The organism is Clostridium sp. KLE 1755 (genome assembly GCF_000466465.2).
GTDB lineage: Bacteria > Bacillota > Clostridia > Lachnospirales > Lachnospiraceae > Eisenbergiella > Eisenbergiella porci.
In genome coordinates this window covers 1-19,714 of record NZ_KE992783.1, presented here as the reverse complement: position 1 = coordinate 19,714, position 19,714 = coordinate 1, and the positions used below count along the sequence as shown (strand labels likewise).

The following is a 19,714-nucleotide window of genomic DNA, read 5'->3' as shown; positions in this document are numbered from 1 at the left end:
AGGACAATTCAGACAATGAACGAACGGTATTTGATCATCAATGCGGACGACTTTGGTCTGTGTGAAAGCATGAACCAGGCGGTGCAGGAACTTTTCCGGCTAGGGGCCATCACCTCTTCTTCCATTCTCAGTCCTGCGCCCAGGGCGGCTAAGGCCAGTGCCCTGGCGGCACAGCAGAAGCTTCCTGCCGGCGTGCACTGGACACTTTTTTCCGAGTGGAAGGAGGAGCTTTGGCCCGCCGCATCCTTACAGGGAAAGCACGGTTTTCTTACGGACAACGGGTTTCTGCCTGCGGACGGAGGCGCTGCGGCAAAGCGCGCGGCTTCCAGCGATATTACAAGAGAGTTGGAAGCGCAATATCTGCGCATGGCTGCTGCAGGATGCATTCCTGATCATGCGGACAGCCATGGCGGAACCCTGTATGGGATTAATGGAAGGCTTTTTTTCATAAATGCATTCAGGCTGTGCCGGAAATACGGACTGCCCTTCCGTTTTGCACGTACAACCGCCTTCCTGGAGAGGCAGTTTGCAGGAAGGGTGTCTCCGGCAGTCACACTGGCCCATTCGGGAATTGTATTTCTGGCGGAGCGTATGGGGGTGGCTCTGCCCGACTATTTCATCACCAATCCTTATCCTGTGGAAAAAATCAGAGATTACGAAGCGCTCTGCCGTTATTATGAGGAGCAGTTAAGAATTGCTCCCGCAGGCATTACCGAAGTATTCCTCCACCCCTCCGTCCCGGACGGACGGCTTCTGGCGCGCACGCCCCAGTGGCGGAAGAGGGAATGGGAATATTATTTTCTCAAAAGCGGACGACTTGCCCGTCTGGTAGAAAAAGAAGGCTTTATACCGGTTTCCTGGGGCAGCGCTCCTTTCGAGGAGCTGCGCCGTAAAGCCGCTGATTTTTCCGAGACGCCGCATTCCCGGCAGCAGAAGCAGACAATCCCAACGGAAAATATCAACAGGAGAATAAAACATTATGGATAAAATAAAGCATCTCGCCCTTACCCTGGACAAATCCCAGGAACGCGGCTACATCAAAGTCCCCTTTCAGGTGGAAAAAAATACGGAGAGGATAGACATCCGTTACCGCTATCCGTCGTCTCCGATCAGCAGCGAAGGGAATTACTGCATTTCCGGCGAACCCTGTACCATTGATTTGGCCGTCATGCTGCCGGATGGAACCATGGCCGGGGCCTCCGGTTCCGACAGAAACCACGTCTGGCTGTCCCCGCTGGGAAGCAGCGCCGGTTTTCTTTCCGGTGAACTGCCGGAAGGGACCTGGCATATCATCGCCGGCGCCTATCATGTGCCCGCAGAAGGGGTCACCGTAGAATATACGCTGGAATTTACGGAAAAAAAGCGCCGGCTTTTTAAAGGCGATACCCATGTTCATACCACCGCTTCGGACGGTATCCTGACGCCGGAAGAGGCGGCGGGGCTGGCAAAACGCATGGGGCTGGATTATCTTTTTTTCACAGACCACAATAACAGCGCACAAAACGAAAATCTGCCCGACTGCGATGACATTACGCTTCTTCCCGGCACCGAATGGACGCATTACAAGGGACATGCCGGTTTTCTCGGCGTAAAAAGGGCTTTCCTGCGTCCTTATTTCACAGGCTCCCCGGAAGAAACGGATGCACTTTTCCGGGAGGCGGGGGAACGCGGCGCTTTCCGTGTCATCAACCATCCTTTCTGCCCTCTGGTACCATGGGAATGGGGCTTTGCCCTTCCCTTTGACGGCCTGGAGGTATGGAACGGCGTCATGTCCGAACGGAATGAAAGGGCGGCGGGCTGGTGGCATGCCCAGCTGTGTGCCGGCCGGCGGATTCCGGTCACCGGAGGCAGCGATTACCATCGCCCCGGACTGCTGGGCAGTCTTGCCATGCCCTGCCATTGTCTGTATGCGCCCTCCCGTTCCCCGCAAGACCTGCTGCAGGCGCTCCGACGGGGAAACGGCTTTATTTCCTATCTGCCCTCCGGGCCGATGGCCGACCTGCAGGCCGAGGGAATGGATGGAAATGCCGCCTCCTTCGGGGATTTTGCCGTCCGCGGCTCTGAGGTTTCCCTTCTTTTTACGGGCCTGCAGGCCGGGGATGAAATCCGCCTGATTACAGAGAAGGATACAGAAATCCTGAATGCGCCGAAGGGCGCGGTACAGCTGATGCTGAAGCGTAATTATCCGGATGCGCTGTTCCTCCGGCTGGAGCTTTACCGCAGCTATGCGCCCGGCCTTCCCCCTATGAAGGCCCTGCTGAGCAATCCTGTTTATTTTGGCTGAAAAAAGAGAGGAATTACTTAAAATATGGATATTACTGCAAAAAAGGTTATTGTGGTATTTAAAACCCACCTGGACATCGGTTTTACAGGGCTGGCGGAAGACGTGCTCCGCCGATACTGTGATGATTTTATCCCTGCAGCGGTGGAGCTGGCTTTCCGTGTCAATACCGGGGCGCAGAAAAAATTCGTCTGGACGGTAGGCTCCTACCTCATACGCTATTATCTGGAGCATGCAAAACCGGATGCCTGCGTCCGGCTGGAACAGGCCATCCGCGCCGGCTTCATCCGCTGGCACGGGCTGGCCTGCACTACCCATACCGAACTGATGGACAGGCGGCTGATGGATTATGATCTTTCCATTTCACAGGCGCTTGACCGCCGTTTCGGCGTCACCACGCTGGCTGCCAAAATGACGGACGTCCCGGGGCATACCATAGGCCTGGTTCCCACGCTTTCCGACGCAGGGATTGAATTCCTCCATATCGGGGTAAATGCCTCTTCCCGGGTGCCTTCCGTCCCCTCCCTGTTTCGCTGGCGTTTTGGCGGCAAAGAAATCACAGTTAACTATGCCGCGGAATATGGGAATGTCACCCTACTGGAAAATGGAGCCGCGCTCGTTTTCTATCATGCCCATGACAATTCCGCCCCGCCCTCTCCCGAAGAGCTGGAGCAGCTGTATGCCCGGCTGGCAGCGCAGTATCCCCAGGCACATATCGAAGCGGGGACTCTTGACGAATTCGCGGAGGAAATCCGGCAGGTGAGGGACAGCCTGCCCGTCCTGGAAGCGGAAATCGGCGATACCTGGATTCACGGCGCCGCCAGCGATCCCCTGAAGGTATCCTGGTACAGACGCCTGCTTCTCCTGAAGGAAAAATGGCTGGCTGAGGGCCGGCTGGCACAGGAAAGCCCGGCCTATGATACGCTGATGGAAAATCTCCTGTTGATCTGCGAACACACCTGGGGGATGGATACCAAGAAATTCCTGCTTGATTTCACCAACTGGGAAAAGAGGGCCTTTGCCGAAGCCCGGAAAAAGGATATCACCTCCTACGCGCTTTTTTCTCCGCAGAACCAGCATATCTTCCAGGCGCTGCTCCCCGAACTGGAGGATTACAAAAAGGTCCGCGGCGGACAGTGCTCCTCCTATTCCCTGTTTGAAAGCTCCCATCAGGAACAGAGGGACTACATCACCCGCGCCCTGGGGGCGCTGCCTGATGCGTTGAAAAAAGAAGCGCAGGCTTCCTTTTCCTTCTCCTATCCGGCGCTGCCCGATTGTGCCGTGCCCTGCCGCGCCTATACGCCCCTTCAGGCCGGCCCCTGTATGGTAACCGTTGGATCCAGCGGGGAGCTGACGCATATTTCCTTCAGCGCCAACGGACAAAAACGGGAAATATCCGGCGCCATCGGTCTGCTGGAATATGAAACCTTTGGCGGAAAGGAAGTGGATGACTGTTATTTTGAATACGGCCGGGATCTGGGGGAGAACTTCCACTGGGCGGAGCCTGACTTCGGAAAACCGGGACTTCGCTACCATCCTGAAATCCAACATCGTACCTGCCGTCCTTTCCCCGCTTCCATCCATGTAAGCGGAGGACAGCTGTATATCCGCCTTATATTTCCTCCGGAGGCCAGCGAGCAGTACGGCTGCCCCAGGGAGGCCCTGGCAGTATACAGGTTCACCGAAGGGAATATCCATCTGGAGCTGTTCTGGAAGGATAAGGATGCGCTGCGAAGCCCGGAAGCATTATGGCTTGGCATACGTCCGGAGGTGGAAAATCCCTCCTGCTGGCAGATGGTTAAAAGCGGCGCGGCCCTTTCCCCTTCCAATGTGGTTTCCAACGGAAACCGGCAGCTGCATGTTGTGCAGGACCTGTCCTATACTGGCGCAGACAGCAGGCTCCATATCACCCCGACGGATGCGCCGCTTGTGTCTTTGGGCGGTAAAAAGCTGTACCAGCCGGACAACAGCATGCCTGAGCTTTCCCAGGGCTTCTTTTTCCTTTTGTACAACAACCGGTGGGGAACCAATTTTAAACAGTGGTTTGAAGAAGATATGCGGTTTGCCTTTGACATCAGTTTATCTTAGCTGCGCCCTCCGGGTACGCAAAAAAACGGGCTGCCCATCGCCGGCAGCCCGCGTTTCCTTCACAGATTCATATACTTGCTTTGCATCCCCGCTGTTATGCCCGGATGACAAAGCCTTCTTTTCTCGGTTTCGCCTGAGGAAGCGGTTTGTCGCCATAACCCAGGATGCAGTTTCCGATGCCGATATATTCTTCGCCAAGTCCCCATTTTTTCATAAGGGCTTTTCCTTCCTCCGTCTGGAAAACCTCTCTGGCCCGGTGGATCCAACAGGAGTCAACACCCAGGGAGAAAGCGGCATTCATCAGGTTGCCCATTACAAGGCTTCCATCCTCCACACAGGTTCCCCTGCGGCTGTCTGCAAAAACCACCACCACCGTCGGCGCACCGTAAAAAGGATCGCTGTCATTTCCCATCACCGCCGCATTCATGCGGGACATCTGCCGGATAGTTTCCTTATCCTGTACCACCGCCATCACCACCGGCTGCATTCCCATGCCGCTGGGGGCATATTCTCCCGCCGTAAGAATCTGCTGCAGTGTTTCTTCCGGCACCTGCGCGTCCTTATAGGAACGCACGCTTCTGCGCTCCGTCAATACCTTCAGTGTTTCATTCATTTCCTGCTCCTTTCCCCGCGATGGACCGGATGCCCGGCCACCACGAACCCGTACGGCCCGCGCAGCAAATGCGCAGGCTTGTCTGAACCGTTACTTTTTTCCGCCATTTACAAAAACCATTCGTTTTTTCCTCTCACAGAAAGGAACGGCGCCAGCTTCTGGCTGAGCATCTCCGTTACCGGCGCAGGGAGAGTTCTCGCTTTTTCCGGGCAAATGGTAATGCACCGCATGCACAGAATACATTTTGACGGATCTGTCTGCGTCGGATCTCCGGCGGGTATGGCTTCCACGGGACATTTTTGTGCGCAGAGGCCGCACCGGATACAGTCCTTTGCTATCTGAGGGACGGCCTGCATGGGCTTCCAGCTTTTATAGGGACGGTTCCCCGGCGTCGCTTTTTCCTCCGGCCTGTTCCCTTCGGCCAGGGTCTTCAGCTTATGTAAAATCTCACCGGCAAATTCGGCGATTTCCCTGCGGTCCTGCCCATCCGGCCGTCCCGCAGCCAGCTGTGTTACGATGGAATGCTGTGCAACGAGAGCCGCTGAAGCCAGCCTGGAAAAACCCTGCTGCTCCATCCTGTCATCCAGCTCTGCAAGGGCATCCTCATAAGCCCGGTTCCCATATACCGCAAGGGAAATGAACCAGGCGCCGTTTCCCTGCACACGGGAAAGCCTTTCAGCCATCACACCGGGAAGCCGGCCGCCGTAAACCGGCCCCGCCGCAATCACCACATCCGATGGTGCAAAGCTGCGCCGTTCCCCCAAGGGGAGCGTCAGATCATATTCCTCCACCTGCGCCGCCAGCTCTCCGGCCAGCATCAGAGCGGCTTTCCTGGTATTTCCCGCCGGACTGAAATGTACCACATATACTTTGTCAAGCATGCAAAAATCCCCCGTTTCCTATTTGTAGCCGGCATCATAACAGCCCGGATAACCAGACTCTTGCCGGCCGCCTGCTGCCGCTATTGATTCCTATGGCCAGCGGCTAAATTTTTCCGGCTGTATGAACCATTCCATATCAGTTAGTATAGGTTCCTTTTTGCCTGATGTCAATCGGCCGCAGGCTCTAAGCTGCAAGCTCTAAATTACAGACTCTAAACTTCCTGCAGAAGAAGCTGATAGCTTCCCGCCTCCAGGGTAAGGGACTTCACGTTTTCCAGGGAAAGTGCCTTCTGCGCTTCCGGCTCAGCGCCATCCACAGCCTTCAGGACCATTCCATCCGGCACAATAAACCGGGCGGTGCAGTCAAAGGGGATACGGACCTGGAAGCGGATGCCATCTTCTTCATATGCCCATTCACTTTCGTAAACACCGGCCGCAGAGGAAAATTCGCCCTTCACCCAGCCCAGCCTCCTGTCCGGGCAGGGTGCCAGGACCGCCTTTTTAAAGCCGACAGCCGTTTCATCCGGCGCAATGCCGCAGACGCTTCTGTAAATCCATTCGGAAACAGCCCCGTAGGCGTAATGGTTCAGGCTGTTCATGCCTGTGCCGCTGATTTTCCCATCGGGCAGAACGGAATTCCATCTCTCCCAGACGGTGGTGGCTCCCATGTTCACCTCGTACAGCCAGCTGGGATAATCCTCCTGTAGAAGCAGCGTATAGGCCTCTTTTACCAGCCCCGCCTTTGTGAGCGCCTGGCAGAGATAAGCGGTCCCCACAAAACCGGTATTCAGATGCATTCCATTCTCCTGCAGCATTTTTTTCAGGCGGGACGCTGTTTTTTCCATGAATTCTTCAGGGATGATGTCAAAATAAATCGCCAGCACCAGCGCCGTCTGCGTATCGATCGCCACCCTTCCGCCCGGCGTAATATATTCCTTGCGGATAGCGTCCCTGACCTCCTGCGCAATCCTGCCGTAATAGGCTTCGTCCTCCTTTTTGCCAAGCACGGCTGCCGCTCTTGCGGTCAGCAGGGAGGAATACAGGTAATAGACGGAAGCCACATAATAAGGATCGGTTCTTCCGAAGCAGCTGTCCTTATCCGGATTATCCAGCGCCAGCCAGTCCGCGAAATGGAAGCCCACCTGCCACAGCCTTCCGCCGCCGCAGTAAGTCTCATCCATATGGATGATGAAATCTGTCCATTGCTTCATATTTTCATAGGTTTCAGCCAGCAGGCCTGTATCCCCGTAAAACTGGTACAGGGTCCAGGGGATGATCGTCGCCGCATCGCCCCAGGCGCAGGAACCGGCCTCTCCCCAGGTATTTGCCGTCATATCCGGCGCTTCCTGCCCCATGTTTTCACGGGCCACGGAAAGGACATCCGGCACGACAAAGGGTACGGCGCCCTGGTTGATCCGCTGCTCATAACGCATATCCTTCAGATATTTCCGGTAAAAAGCCGCCGTATCCATATGGTAGGACGCCGTCTGGCAGAACACCTGGGCATCTCCGGTCCAGCCCAGCCTTTCATCACGCTGCGGGCAGTCTGTAGGCACATCCAGGAAGTTTCCCTTCTGTCCCCAAAGCGTATTTTCTATCAGGCGGTTCACCTTTTCATCCGCGGTGGTGATCCGGCCTGTTCTTTCCAAATCAGAATAAACCGCGCAGGCCTCAAAGGCAAAGCTGTCCAGATTTTCCTGCGTAAGCGTGATTCCGATCACCTTCACATAACGGAAGCCATAGAAGGTAAAATGCGGGCGCACATGGGCGCTGCTGCCGTCGGAAATGTAGGTGAATTCCGCTTTTGCGGTGCGCAGGTTGTCCCTGTAGAAGTTACCGTCCTGCAGGATTTCCCCGTATTGAAGATAAATCCGGGTCCCTTTTTCCGCTTTACAGTCAAATTCCACCCAGCCTGTGATTTCCTGACCGAAATCCAGAACCTGTTCCCCTGCCGGCGTCATAAGGAGGCTGACGGGACGCAGTCTCTCATGGATGGTCACCGGAACGCTCAGGCGCTCGGTCAGCTTCGCCTTCGGCGCGGATGCCCTGCTGACGGGCACGGCCTCTTCCTTCGCGCGGGCGCAGATTTTGCCGGAGCAGTCCCGGAAATCCCTGTTGGCATCATAGACCTCGCCGTCATAAATATTGGAAAAAAGAACGGGTGACGGAAGGCATCTCCAGTTTTCATCCGTTGTTATTTTCTGCTGTGAGCCGTCCTTGTAGGTAATCAGGAGTTGTGCGGCGGCAAGGAATTTATCGCCGTAAATTTCCGTCACCCTCGCTTCATCCAGGTAACTGAATCGGCCCTTGTACCAGCCGTCCCCCAGCATGACGGAAAGCACATTTTCTCCCGGACAAAGCAGCTGTGTCACATCATAGGTCTGGTACTGTATCCAGAAACGGTAATCGTTGTAAAAAGGAGCCAGATATTCCTCACCGGCCTTTTCCCCATTCAGGCCGGCTTCATATACGCCCAGCCCTGTTATGTAAAGCCTGGCACAGGCAACCTCAGATACCGGGGCGTCCAGTGTGAATTCACGGTACATCACCGGCTGGATTTCCTTATCCAGAGGGGAAGCAATCCAGTCCGCGCTCCATTCCTCTTCCCTGCAGCCGCCTTCAAACCAGGCAACACTGCTGATGCCGGTATCCCCGTTATCCGCTTCTGCGCATACATCCCAATAATAACGGATGCCGCCCTCAAATTCCTGTTCAGGGGTAAAGGAAAGGGAGGAAATATCCGTCCTCTCTCCGCTGTCATATACCAGATCGGTCATATCCTCCGTCCTGGATACCCTGATTCTGGCCGATTTCAGATGCCTGCCGGTGCTTTCCTCCACCTGGAAGGAAAAGGACGGGTTTTTTACGCAAAAGCCCAGCGGGTTCTTCAGATGATTCACTTTTAAATTTGTCAGCTTCATGTGTTTTTTCTCCTATTACTGCTTCATGCTTGATGGCCGCTGCCTGCGGTGGGGTGTTTGATTTGCTTATACAGGTTATTGTAATATGCAGGGAGAAAATAGTCATTGGCTTTTTGACTGTCTTTTTATGACCTTTGGAGAATTAGTGAATATAGCCCTGCAGTTCTATGACTCTTTTAAACCGGATCAGCGCCAAGGCTGCGGAAATGCCGGACACGAAAAAACCGCCGCACAGGCAAAATTTTCCCATACGGCGGCGGTGCAGTTTCTATTATCCAAACAAATCAGCGTGTGTCCCGGTGCGGACCAGGGTCAATACCAGAACATTTAATTGTGTGGTGGGTTTTACGGTCAGTTTGGTTTCTCTCATTTCTTCAGTTCTGCGAACAGTTCATCCAAATCGGTGTAGCCCTTTACCGACTGATCTTTCGCAATCCTTTCCGCCTTCAGCAGCGCAGCGATGGTTTCCTTGTTGGGGCGTTCCGTTTTGATTGCAAAGGGAATTCCACCCTCCCGCAGCGACTGGCGGACAAAAATATTAAATGCAGTCGCCAAATATCCATGCAAGCATGGCTACTTGGCTCGTTGCTCGCGGGAATAAAAATACAATTACGCTCCCCTTATTCCAAACCATTCTCCGACACCCCGTTCCCGGAAACCGAATTTCCGGAAACAGAGTCTCCATGCTCCTCCAGGTATTTTTCCACCGCCGGATCCTCCATGTCGTACACCCGCTTCCACTCCTTGCTGTCATCCACCTTCACCGCCTCAGAGCGGTTAAGATAGAGGAAGCGGGAAAGCTGGTAGCAGTCAATCCATATTTCGTTGTCCGATTCCTTCTGGGATTCGTCAAAAACCAGCTCCAGCCCCCAATGGAGATGGACGGTTTTAATGTTGTTCACATTTTCTGTTTTGGAATACCCGGTGTGGCCCATGTAGCCAATGATGTCGCCGGCAGTCACCGCGCTGCCCTCCTCCAGGCCTTCCGCGAACGGATAATCCTGGCGCAGGTGGGCGTAATAATAATAGCGCCTTCCGTCAAAGCTGCGGATGCCGATTCGCCACCCGCCGTACTGGTTCCAGCCCATCACCTCCACATATCCTGATTCCACAGCCACCACAGGGGTGCCAATCTGGCCCATCATGTCGTGCCCCAGGTGCGGCCTCTTGTAACCATAGCTTCTGGAAGAGCCGAAATCATCATAGTCGGTATAGGGGAAGCCCTTGGCAATGGGTGAATAGGCCTTCAGGCCATATTTCCGTTTCCATACCAGATTCCCGGATTCATCCTGCTCCTGCAGCAGGAACTCGCCTACCATACCGCCCAGCGCAGCATCGTAGGCTTCGCGGAAATAATCATAGTTCTTCAGATCCGCCGTCGCCTCTTCCAGAGTGGTTTCCCCGTTTTTTATCTTTTCCGTCAGGGCATCCATATCCTTCAGTGCCTGTTTCCCAAACTCGCCGCCGTTCCTGGCCGCAGTATAGGCAAGCAGGGAAATCCAGTCAATGTGATAATCCTCCCTGTAGGTATCCACGTCCGTCTCATAGGCCTGACTGAGGGCTTCACAGGAAACATTGAAGTCCACCCACTTAATATAGTCTTTTCCCGTTTCTTCCTCTGCATTTTCCTCCATCAGCACAGAATCTGAGTTCACGCTGGCAGGCCTTCCTCCGGCCTGTCTGACCGCAAGCAGCAGAAGGATAAGCACCAGCTCTATTAAAATTGCATGTTTTAATTTTCCGCAGCGTTTCATGGCGGCTCCAAAGGTCTTTTCTATCCAATATATGCAGGAACAGGCCCGCTAAGTCCTTTAACCTGCGGCTATGCCTCTGGCATTAACTCCGGCTCCGCCTTCTTCTCACGGCGCCGCCCTGCTCTCACGGCACCGCCTTCCTCTCATGGTCCCGTCTCACCCTTTTGTCTCGGCTTTGTTTCCTTCCGATATTGCCAGAAGCCGTAAGATATTATCCATGGCAAACGCCAGATTTTCTTCACTGGACTTACGCGCCTCCCTGAACGGGACGGGCTTCCTCGTTATGCTGAACGCGGCGCTGACGCCAGAGGTGTAGATATCCCCGGTGTTTTCATCAATGCTCCCCGCCACTGCCACCAGCGGAATCCCTTTGCGTTTTGCTCTTTGCGCCACGCCTCCCACCACCTTGCCCATCAGGCTCTGGCAGTCCAGCCTTCCTTCTCCGGTAAAAATAACGTCTGCCCCCTCTATCCTTTCATCAAACCGGACAGTGTCCAGAACCACTTCAATGCCGGAACGCAGCTGCGCCTGCAGAAAGGCCGCTGCGCCGCCTCCCATGCCACCTGCCGCTCCTGCGCCCGGCAGCCCGGAAACATCCCTGCCCAGATCCCTTGCCAGCACACCGGACAGATGCCGCAGCCCTGCATCCAGCCTTTTTACCATGGCTTCATCCGCTCCCTTCTGGGGGCCGAAAATGCAGGCTGCGCCCAGCGGGCCATACATGGGATTATCAATATCACACATGGCGGTAAACCGGCATTCCTTCAAGGCGGGATGAAGTCCCGACATATCGATGCTGCAAAGCTCCATAAGGTTCCCGCCCACAGGCAGAAAAGGCTTTCCTTCCTTATTCAGGAAACGCACTCCCAACGCGGCCGCCATACCGCAGCCGCCGTCATTTGTCGCGCTCCCGCCCAGGCCAAGCACAAATTCCCTGCAGCCCTGTTCCAGCGCATCCGCAATCAGCCCGCCCACCCCATAGGTGCTGGCCTTTTCCGGGTTCTCCCTGCCCTCCGCCAGCGGAAGTCCGGCGCATGCCGCCATTTCAATGACAGCTATTCTTTCTTCATTCTCCAGGATTCCGTAAAAACCCGCCACCGGATCCAGGAAGGGGCCGGGCACCCGCACCGTCCGTTTTCTGCCGCCCACAGCCTGCAGGAAGCAGTCCACCGTGCCCTCCCCTCCGTCCGCCACCGGGATCTGTATCACCTCACAATCCGGGAATCGGCGTTTTATGCTGCTGTCCATAATTTCGCAGACCCTGGTGGATGATAGCGTCCCTTTGAAGGAATCCGGAATCAAAACCACTTTTTTTATATCCATACCCACTTCCCCATATGCCGGCGTCAATAGAGCTTATCAAAAATATTTGAACCTGTCCCATCCCTGACAGTTACAAGTATTTTCTTATAAAAACCGCCTTCTCAAGCTCCTTCTCCGGCTCCTTCCCATAAGCCTCAATACTCACCCTGCCGTCGTATCCCTTCTCTTTTAGAACGGTGAAAAATTCCCTGTACGCTTCCTGTTCCGCTGTAGGGAAGCTTCTCCCCGCCGGTTCTGCAAAATGCACATGTATGATATCCTCCGTCAGCGCGCCAAGAGTCTCCAGGCTCTCCTTTTCCATCATAAAATGATAATAATCCACCAGCAGGCGGATGGAAGACCTGTCCGCTTCCTTCATCAGAAGCGCTCCCTCCTCCAGGCTGCATATAATATTGCTTTCCCTGCGGTTGAGCGGTTCGATGGCGATGCGGATTCCCGCGGGCAGCGCAAAAGCGTCAATGATGCGGAGCGCATCTGCCGTCTGGCAGAGAGCCCTGCGATAATCAAACCCCTCCGGCACATTTTTGGCGCCGCTGCTGCCAAATACAATTATTTTCGCTCCCAGCCGGACCGCCCTGTCCATTGCCCCTTTTACATACTCGCTGATTTTGGGCGGATCGGCCTCTTCCCCTGTCAGCCTTACCGAAGCCGGGAAAAAATTATTGCAACATTCACAGGGAATTCCCGACTCCTGTATCTGTGAAAGAAGCTCCTCAAATCCAGCCTCCGAAAGCTCCATTATCTGCGCCAGCGGAAGCTCCATGTAATCATACCCCGCCCGGTACAGCAAATTCATATATCTGCGGCCAATCGGTTCGCTGCTGTCCCCCAGCATATTCAGGCAGCATCCCAGTTTCATAGCCTTCCCCTTCCTGACGGAACAGTCAGCGTTTATAACTGTTCCGTCCCTTCACAGCTATCGCCGAAATTAATCAGCGTTTCACCTCTATATTTTCCTGTTCCTCATAATAACGGAGCACCGCTGCGTGATCACATTTTCCAAGCCCCTCTTCCTGGAGTTTTTTCATCATATCAAGCACCCTGTCCGTCATGGGCAGTTCCATGCCAACGGCCTTGGATGCATTCTGCGCATTCGTCAGATCCTTGATATGAAGCTCGATACGGAAGCCCGGATCAAAATTACGGTCCAGCATCATCGGCGCCTTGGCGTCCATAACCGTACTGCCTGCCAGCCCGCCGCGGATAGCCTTGTAGACATTCTCCGGATTTACGCCGGACTTCGTAGCCAGAACCAGGGCCTCAGACAATGCGGCAATATTTACCGCCACAATAATCTGATTGGCCAGCTTGGTCATATTCCCGCTTCCCACTGGCCCTACAAGAACGATAGAGGAGCCCATCTTCTCCAAAATCGGCTTTACCCTGTCAAACACCTCCTGCTTTCCGCCGCACATAAAGGAAAGCGTGGCATCCACCGCCTTGGGTTCTCCTCCGCTCACCGGTGCATCCAGCATTTCCCCGCCGGCCGCCGCCACCTCTTTTTCCAGCTCTATGGAAACGTTCGGATCAATGGAGCTCATATCCACAAGGATCGTTCCCGGCTTCATGCCTTCCAGGACGCCGTCCTTCCCTTCAATTACAGTTTTTACATGAGGGGAGTTGGGAAGCATGGTGAGGATGATATCGCTTTCTGCCGCCGTTTCCCTGGGCGTATCGTATGCCCTGCCGCCGGAGGCGGCTACATCAGCCACCGCATCCTTGTTGATATCGCATATATTCAGCTCATACCCTGCCTTCAGCAGATTTTTAGCCATGGGTTTTCCCATGATTCCAAGACCGATAAAACCTATTTTCATTTGCAAATTTCCTCCTTGCTCTGCAGCCTTCCGCCGCCTGTCCCGTAAATAGTCCCAATCCGGCTATATTTCCTGTTTTCCCGCTGCCTTTCTGATTTTCCTATATATGCTCTTTGCATCCAGCCCATAATATTCCAGCAGTTCCTCATGGGAGGACGCGGACTGCCCGAATACATCCATGACAGCGACGCTTTCCATAGGAATGCCGCTTCCCCTGAGGGCAAAGCTGACCAGCATATTCAGCCCGCCGCGAATGCTGCATTCTTCGCAGACTACAACACCCTTTTTCCCGGCCGACAGGGTTCTTACCGCCTCCTCATTGAGCGGCTTGATGGTGGGAATGTGGACCACGCTTACGCTGATCCCCTCTTTCTCTGCCGCTGCGGCCGCTTTCAGCGCTTCATGCGCCATAATTCCATGGGTAAAAACCGTCACATCCGTCCCCTCGCGCAAAACCACAGGCTCACCAATCCTGTAGGCTGCATCAGCAGGGAAAATATCCTCCAGATCATTTCTGCACAGCCGGATGTAGCAGGGGCCTTCCAGCTGCGCCGCAGCCTCAACCGCCCGGCGCACCTCAAGCCCGTCGCATGGCGTGAATACTGTCATATTGGGAATTGCGCTCATAATTGCCACATCGTCTATGGACTGGTGCGTCGCACCGTCTCCGAAATCCGACATACCGGAGCTGGATCCTACGATCTTAACATTCAGCTTCGCCGTTGCAATGCTCTGCCTGATCTGATCATACGCCCTTCCTGAGGCGAAAACGGCAAACGTGTTGGTAAACGGCACCTTTCCCGCCAGCGCAAGGCCTCCCGCAAAGCTTGTCATATTCTGCTCCGCAATCCCCATTTCAAAATATCTGTCCGGAAATGCTTCCTCAAACATACAGCTCATGGTGGATTTTCCCAGATCCGCTTCCAGCACCACGATATCCGGATTCTTCTTTCCCAGCTCCACCAGCATGCTGCCATATTCTTTTCTCTGATTATGTATCCCCATTTTACGCCTCCGTTCTGCTGACACAGCCTAAAGCCTGCAGCGCTTCTTCGTACTGCTCCTGCGTAAGCGTTCCATTATGGAAGGCTGCGACCCCTTCTGCAAACGGAATTCCCTTTCCTTTTACGGTATCGGCTATGATGCAGACCGGTTTTTCCCTGATTTCATCCGCTTTGTCAAAAGCATCGGCAATCTGTCCCATATCATGGCCGTCAATTACCATAACCTCAAATCCAAAGGAACGCATCTTGTCCTCAATACTGCCAATCCGGAACCGATCCATGGTCTTTCCGGTTGCCTGCAGCCCGTTTCTGTCAATAATGACACGCAGATTGTCCAGTTTAAAATTGGAAGCCGCCATAAAAGCCTCCCACAGCTGCCCCTCCGCAAGCTCACCGTCTCCTACCGCCACATAGACCCTGGAGTCCAGCCCGTCAAGCTTAAGGCCTGCCGCCAGTCCCGCCGCCAGGGATACCCCCTGTCCCAAAGAGCCTGTATTGGCTTCAATGCCCGGAAGCTTTCTCATGTCAGGATGTCCCTGCAGACGGCTTCCCAGCTTTTTCAGCGTATGGATATAGGCTTCCTTGTCAAAATAGCCGCATTCCATCAAAGCGGCATACTGGACAATCGCCGCATGCCCTTTACTCAGCAGGAAACGATCTCTTTCCTTCCAGTCCGGCTGCGCCGGGTTATGCCTCATTTTATAAAAATACAGAACCGTAACAATATCCGCCAGCGAACAGGAGCCTCCCAGATGTCCTGCCTTCCCCACACCGATCATCGTTACAATGTCTTTCCTGATTTCCCTGGCCTGTATTTCCAGTTCCTGCTTTTTCTCCTGATTAAGCATTGCCGGCCCCTCCTTATTCCATGTTTTCAAGCATTTCCCGGACTCTTAAGAACCCTGTCTCACCGCTGTTATACACAGGCACCCTGGTATCCTTTAAAAACGGCGCCAGCGCGGACATGGACAGCTGCGCCATAACGATGCAGTCCACCTCCTCCGAAAGCCTGTCAATTGCCTCCACCAGTATCTCGTTGTGCCTGGCAATATTTCCTTTGGAATACTCTTCAAAGGCCTCGCTGCATAAAACCGTTTTCCGCTCTATCTGCATTCCCGCCTCCGCTGCCGCGATATCCAGAAGCCTTTCCGAGGACGGCACCGTTGTGGCAAGCGTCGCCAGCAGGCCGATCCGCTTTCCCGTCCTGACAGCCTTTTCCATCATCGGACGGTCAATCTGCGCAATAGGCGTATTTACAAGCGGCCTGCCAAGCTCCGCCGCATAGTTGAATGTGGAACATGCCAGAAGAATCAAATCCACGCCGGCTTCCTCCAGATTATGCGCATACTGGGCAAATTTAAAATAGTTAACCTTGGGGATAACGCCTGCCCCTGCCTTAATGTTATCCCGCTGGATCGTATCGTCACACAGATGCATGATTTCCACTTCAGGAATATATTCCCTGATATAAGGCTCCATCGCCTGAATTGTAATATGGGATGCGTGAATAATCCCCAGTGTTTTTCCGCTTAAATCCATGCTCATATTTTACCCCCTTTTTCTTCCGGCCCTTTTGCAAAAGGCCGGAAGCTGAAGCTGTCCCAATTGGCAGCCTGTTATGTGTCCTTATGGCCAGTATTTCCTTATGGCCGGAATTTCCTTGCAGCTGACCTTTTCTTACGGCCGGCATTTCCCGCGGCCAAATGCTTTACTCAATTACCAGATAAGAGACTGCATGCGCCGGCAGGCTGAATTCCAGGCTGAGGGCTCCGTTAACCGCAGCCGTTTCATCCTCACACAGCTTCTCCAGGCCGTCTCTTGCCTTAATTGCATCATACTGCTCTCCTTCCGGGAACAGCGGGCTGCCCTGTCTCACCCATTCCGCATACGGGTTGGAATGCTCGGAATCAATGCGGTAATGTCTGATCTTCACCTCTTTTTCACCGATTCCATCCACCGTCAGGCTGATTTTCTGATCCTCCACCTTGTCACGGTCGTTGCAGTGGCTGTAAATAACAATCTGGATTTCCCCGTTTTTCCCTCTTACGGCAAAGCCCGCCACATCCGTATCCTCGCCCTCGCCGGTGTACTGGCTGTGATTTTTTACGCCGATTTCAGGCTCCTTCAGGAATTCAAGCTTCTTTGTGCCATCGCTTTCAAAGGAAAGCTTTTCGTTTCCCAGAGAGCCGTAAATTTTAAACATATTGAATACAGCTTTATCGATTCCCTGTGTGGTAAAGGTTCTGGTTCCTTCAAAACACCTTTCTCCCGGGAACATGAATGCCCATGCAAGAGGCCTTACCCGGATGCCGTACTGGCTGCTGAGCTGATCAATTTTTTCATAGGTGGAAGCAACGTAGGTTGCATAATACTCCGTATTTCTGAAAATCATGTTGGCATTGTCATAGATGCCGCCCGCTGCCCAGCCGTCCGGGTCCGCCTCTGAAAGCACCACCTCGCAGTCCTGGTAGCCGTACTCCTGAATGATATCCAGCCCCAGCTTCACCTGATGCACCAGGCTTTCTACGGAAGGCACGGCTTTGGGCGCATGCATTTCAAACGGGAAGCCGCCGCCTTTAACATGGAAGGTAATGAAATCCAGCCGTGTTCCCTTTTCCTGCGTACAGAAGTTCGCGCCGTCCCTGCAGTGGTTCAGGAAAAAGCGGAAAAACTTCTGCGCATGGCCGCCCTCAAAAATACCGGTTACCGCAGGGCCTGACAGCCTTAATTCCGGAAGCACCTCATGCACCGCATGCTCCGTATAGTCGTATAACTTGCAGTATTCCGCCGCAGTCCCGCTCCAATAGAAAATATCCGGCTCATTCCAAAGCTCGAAATACCAGCTCTTTACCTCTTCCGCCCCGTATTTTTCCACCAGGTGGGATGCAACCGCCTTAATGAAATCATGCCATTTATCATAATCCTTCGGAGGGCAGGTCCAGCCTACCTCTTTATATCGTCCGTATTTTTCCCAGTTGCCCGCTGCCGGTCTCAGATAATTGGTATCCACCAAATCCATTGGCATAAAGCCCAGCTCTATAAAGGGTTTGTTTCCGGTACTAAGAAATGCGTCTATGATATAGTCATAATAGGTAAAATCATAAACCGGCTCCCCTTTTTCGTTTTCCCAATAAATATTGGTGGAACCGAATTTATAAGTTCCATGGCAGTTGCCCGTACAGAACATGAAATGGGTCCTGAAATAATAGGGGGCATCTCCCAGTGCAGCAAATTTTTTCAATAAATCCACTCCCTCAGGGATATAAGTATAGTTGCACTCGTCATAGCCAATGTAACGCCAGAGATGTTCCTGTACCCCTATAGAAACACCTGCATCCACCTTTACATTTACTTGTTTGTTCATCCGCTTTTCCTCCGCTTTTTTAATTTATATTTACCCGGGTATCACCAGCCAGACTGCCACCTATGCTGAAAACCAAAGGTTCCCTTCTCTGCCTGGCAATTACCGCAAGGGCCAGGTTCCCCGCTGCCTGCAGCAGGAAATCCGATTTTTAATCCCCTATTCCGGTCACTGTACGCCTATCTGTAAAATAACATGCCACAATTAACACGGTCCTGTCTCTTTCAGGGGAAGGACATTCTTTTTTTCATCATACAGCCAGGCTTATAAATCAGCTGCCGGGATGAGGCTGTTCCTCCCGTTTTTTAAGTGTATCCCTGGTTATCAGCACCGGCTGCAGAATTATTCTCTTATGGAACTTCTGCTCCTCAACATCATTGCTTTCCATACGGTTATCCACAGCATCCATCAATGAAAAGCATTCTGCAATCATCATATTTGCATCCAGAGAATAGGTTGTTAACGCTGGAGCAAACTGCCCTGCCAACGGTATATTATCTACACTGAGCACGGAAACTTGATCCGGAACTTCAATTCCTTTTGTCCTCAACGCCTGAATTAATCCAATCGCCATCCAGTCATTTGCTGCAAATATCGCCGTGTATTTATGAAACATGACCAGATTAGCCACCCGTTCTGCAAGATCGTAGCCTCCCCTGAAGTTCATTTTGCTTTCCAGAATTACATTCTCAATCCCATTTTTTCTTGCCCCTCTGATAAAACCGTTCTTACGGTAAAGAGCTGAGGCATAAGTACCAGGCCCGGTGATATGTATTACCTTCTTATGTCCATAGCCACTCAAAACCTTAGCTGCATTCATACCGATTTTAAAATGATCGAAATATATCTGTGCAAAATCATCATGATTAGGATAATTTTCAAAAGAAATGATATGGGGGTATATTTTTTTTATTTTCTGCAGATTTTCTTCTTCAAACTTACCAATCATAAGGACCGGTGAAATCATATCACCGTTTTCCAGCGTTTCCAAAGTCAATGGAATCATGTTTACGCTATTTTTTGCCGAATAGCCAGTCAGCTCCATAAGCATCCTGTTATAAAAGGGATCATTAAGTTTGATGCTGGGAGAACATATAAGATTTATGTATTTATTTTTAACAATGGGTGTGACATATGTGCCTTTCCCTTCATATTTGATAAGAAGCCCTTCGGATACGAGCTGATTAATTACTTCCCGGATACGCTGCCTGCCAACCATAAGCCTCCGTTCGAGTTTTCTTTCCGACTCCAATTTAATCAGCCGGTCGGACTGCAGCTGCTTTACTTCTCTGCGCAGGATGTCCGCAATTTCTTTATTCTCCTGATTCATAATTTTACAGCACCTCATTTCTTTGTTTTCGGCAAAACCTTTGGTAAATATCTACAATCAGGTAATTTTTATATTTTTGTATATTTTATACAATTTATGCATTTGGTTTAACCCAAATCATAATACAAAAATCAGAATTTTCCATAAAACCTCTTTTATAATTTGTCCAAACTTGTAATTTACACTGTTTTTTAAGGCTATTTATTCATCATTTTTACTAATAATATATCACTCTATTTTGCTTGTCAATAATATTAATCTTTTTTGCTTTTTTATAATGTACCGTTTCTCTTTCTTTTCAAAAAAAGCCGCGCCCCCGGTGATCCATCGATCACCGGGGG

16 protein-coding genes are annotated in these 19,714 nt (G+C 52.5%); 3 read left to right on the top strand and 13 right to left on the bottom strand.

Annotation, left to right across the window (positions count from 1 at the left end):
• The first annotated feature begins 15 nt into the window (after positions 1 to 15).
• From HMPREF1548_RS28550 to HMPREF1548_RS28540, 3 genes are read left to right on the top strand one after another with little or no spacing between them, the layout of a single operon-like run.
• Complete coding sequence (locus HMPREF1548_RS28550) at positions 16 to 987, top strand: polysaccharide deacetylase family protein (protein ID WP_021640402.1); 972 nt, start codon at positions 16 to 18, stop codon at positions 985 to 987.
• Positions 980 to 2,284 carry a CehA/McbA family metallohydrolase gene (locus HMPREF1548_RS28545; protein WP_035324414.1) on the top strand — a complete coding sequence of 435 codons (1,305 nt, stop codon included), beginning with the start codon at positions 980 to 982 and terminating at the stop codon, positions 2,282 to 2,284. Before HMPREF1548_RS28550 ends, HMPREF1548_RS28545 begins: the two co-directional genes overlap by 8 nt.
• 24 nt (positions 2,285 to 2,308) lie before the next feature.
• Entirely contained in the window at positions 2,309 to 4,369 is a 2,061-nt protein-coding gene (locus HMPREF1548_RS28540; protein WP_021640399.1) for a DUF5054 domain-containing protein, read from the top strand.
• A gap of 94 nt (positions 4,370 to 4,463) precedes the next feature.
• Here the strand turns inward: HMPREF1548_RS28540 and HMPREF1548_RS28535 are convergent, their stop codons facing one another.
• The 13 genes from HMPREF1548_RS28535 to HMPREF1548_RS28470 all read right to left on the bottom strand — a co-directional run bounded on the left by HMPREF1548_RS28535 (position 4,464) and on the right by HMPREF1548_RS28470 (position 19,373).
• Positions 4,464 to 4,982 (bottom strand): nitroreductase family protein, encoded by a 519-nt coding sequence (locus tag HMPREF1548_RS28535; RefSeq protein WP_021640397.1) that lies wholly within the window; start codon positions 4,980 to 4,982, stop codon positions 4,464 to 4,466.
• Between the two features lie 107 nt (positions 4,983 to 5,089).
• On the bottom strand, positions 5,090 to 5,863 hold the full coding sequence (locus HMPREF1548_RS28530) for an EFR1 family ferrodoxin (protein WP_021640396.1): 774 nt from the start codon (positions 5,861 to 5,863) through the stop codon (positions 5,090 to 5,092).
• 212 nt (positions 5,864 to 6,075) lie between these two features.
• Positions 6,076 to 8,784 (bottom strand): alpha-L-rhamnosidase, encoded by a 2,709-nt coding sequence (locus tag HMPREF1548_RS28525; RefSeq protein WP_021640395.1) that lies wholly within the window; start codon positions 8,782 to 8,784, stop codon positions 6,076 to 6,078.
• 366 nt (positions 8,785 to 9,150) lie between these two features.
• Positions 9,151 to 9,339 (bottom strand): type II toxin-antitoxin system RelB/DinJ family antitoxin, encoded by a 189-nt coding sequence (locus HMPREF1548_RS28515; RefSeq protein WP_021640393.1) that lies wholly within the window; start codon positions 9,337 to 9,339, stop codon positions 9,151 to 9,153.
• Positions 9,340 to 9,404: 65 nt separating this feature from the next.
• A complete protein-coding gene (locus HMPREF1548_RS28510; RefSeq protein ID WP_021640392.1) occupies positions 9,405 to 10,538 on the bottom strand; it encodes a M23 family metallopeptidase in 1,134 nt (377 codons plus the stop codon).
• Between the two features lie 156 nt (positions 10,539 to 10,694).
• Positions 10,695 to 11,861, bottom strand: coding sequence for a glycerate kinase family protein (locus HMPREF1548_RS28505; protein ID WP_021640391.1), 1,167 nt, complete (start codon positions 11,859 to 11,861; stop codon positions 10,695 to 10,697).
• 70 nt (positions 11,862 to 11,931) lie between these two features.
• Positions 11,932 to 12,720: a sugar phosphate isomerase/epimerase family protein gene (locus HMPREF1548_RS28500; protein WP_051358507.1), complete on the bottom strand. Its 789-nt coding sequence runs from the start codon at positions 12,718 to 12,720 to the stop codon at positions 11,932 to 11,934.
• A 73-nt stretch (positions 12,721 to 12,793) separates the two neighbouring features.
• Positions 12,794 to 13,678 (bottom strand): 2-hydroxy-3-oxopropionate reductase, encoded by an 885-nt coding sequence (gene garR, locus HMPREF1548_RS28495; RefSeq protein ID WP_021640389.1) that lies wholly within the window; start codon positions 13,676 to 13,678, stop codon positions 12,794 to 12,796.
• 63 nt (positions 13,679 to 13,741) lie between these two features.
• Positions 13,742 to 14,683, bottom strand: a complete 942-nt coding sequence (locus tag HMPREF1548_RS28490; RefSeq protein WP_021640388.1) for a transketolase family protein — start codon at positions 14,681 to 14,683, stop codon at positions 13,742 to 13,744.
• Between the two features lies 1 nt (position 14,684).
• Entirely contained in the window at positions 14,685 to 15,530 is an 846-nt protein-coding gene (locus HMPREF1548_RS28485) for a transketolase (RefSeq protein ID WP_035324411.1), read from the bottom strand.
• 13 nt (positions 15,531 to 15,543) lie between these two features.
• A complete protein-coding gene (locus HMPREF1548_RS28480; RefSeq protein WP_021640386.1) occupies positions 15,544 to 16,227 on the bottom strand; it encodes an aspartate/glutamate racemase family protein in 684 nt (227 codons plus the stop codon).
• Positions 16,228 to 16,390: 163 nt separating this feature from the next.
• Positions 16,391 to 18,046: a GH39 family glycosyl hydrolase gene (locus tag HMPREF1548_RS28475; RefSeq protein WP_021640385.1), complete on the bottom strand. Its 1,656-nt coding sequence runs from the start codon at positions 18,044 to 18,046 to the stop codon at positions 16,391 to 16,393.
• Between the two features lie 268 nt (positions 18,047 to 18,314).
• Positions 18,315 to 19,373: a substrate-binding domain-containing protein gene (locus HMPREF1548_RS28470; protein ID WP_021640383.1), complete on the bottom strand. Its 1,059-nt coding sequence runs from the start codon at positions 19,371 to 19,373 to the stop codon at positions 18,315 to 18,317.
• Positions 19,374 to 19,714 lie beyond the last annotated feature (341 nt).

What these genes read in the sequence shown, in the direction of transcription:
- HMPREF1548_RS28545 (WP_035324414.1), top strand. Translation starts at nt 980, where the DNA reads ATGGATAAAATAAAGCATCTCGCCCTTACCCTGGACAAATCCCAGGAA.
- HMPREF1548_RS28480 (WP_021640386.1), bottom strand. Translation starts at nt 16,227, where the DNA reads ATGAGCATGGATTTAAGCGGAAAAACACTGGGGATTATTCACGCATCC.
- HMPREF1548_RS28475 (WP_021640385.1), bottom strand. Translation starts at nt 18,046, where the DNA reads ATGAACAAACAAGTAAATGTAAAGGTGGATGCAGGTGTTTCTATAGGG.
- HMPREF1548_RS28485 (WP_035324411.1), bottom strand. Translation starts at nt 15,530, where the DNA reads ATGCTTAATCAGGAGAAAAAGCAGGAACTGGAAATACAGGCCAGGGAA.
- garR (WP_021640389.1), bottom strand. Translation starts at nt 13,678, where the DNA reads ATGAAAATAGGTTTTATCGGTCTTGGAATCATGGGAAAACCCATGGCT.
- HMPREF1548_RS28540 (WP_021640399.1), top strand. Translation starts at nt 2,309, where the DNA reads ATGGATATTACTGCAAAAAAGGTTATTGTGGTATTTAAAACCCACCTG.
- HMPREF1548_RS28510 (WP_021640392.1), bottom strand. Translation starts at nt 10,538, where the DNA reads ATGAAACGCTGCGGAAAATTAAAACATGCAATTTTAATAGAGCTGGTG.
- HMPREF1548_RS28470 (WP_021640383.1), bottom strand. Translation starts at nt 19,373, where the DNA reads ATGAATCAGGAGAATAAAGAAATTGCGGACATCCTGCGCAGAGAAGTA.
- HMPREF1548_RS28505 (WP_021640391.1), bottom strand. Translation starts at nt 11,861, where the DNA reads ATGGATATAAAAAAAGTGGTTTTGATTCCGGATTCCTTCAAAGGGACG.
- HMPREF1548_RS28525 (WP_021640395.1), bottom strand. Translation starts at nt 8,784, where the DNA reads ATGAAGCTGACAAATTTAAAAGTGAATCATCTGAAGAACCCGCTGGGC.
- HMPREF1548_RS28535 (WP_021640397.1), bottom strand. Translation starts at nt 4,982, where the DNA reads ATGAATGAAACACTGAAGGTATTGACGGAGCGCAGAAGCGTGCGTTCC.
- HMPREF1548_RS28550 (WP_021640402.1), top strand. Translation starts at nt 16, where the DNA reads ATGAACGAACGGTATTTGATCATCAATGCGGACGACTTTGGTCTGTGT.
- HMPREF1548_RS28490 (WP_021640388.1), bottom strand. Translation starts at nt 14,683, where the DNA reads ATGGGGATACATAATCAGAGAAAAGAATATGGCAGCATGCTGGTGGAG.
- HMPREF1548_RS28500 (WP_051358507.1), bottom strand. Translation starts at nt 12,720, where the DNA reads ATGAAACTGGGATGCTGCCTGAATATGCTGGGGGACAGCAGCGAACCG.
- HMPREF1548_RS28530 (WP_021640396.1), bottom strand. Translation starts at nt 5,863, where the DNA reads ATGCTTGACAAAGTATATGTGGTACATTTCAGTCCGGCGGGAAATACC.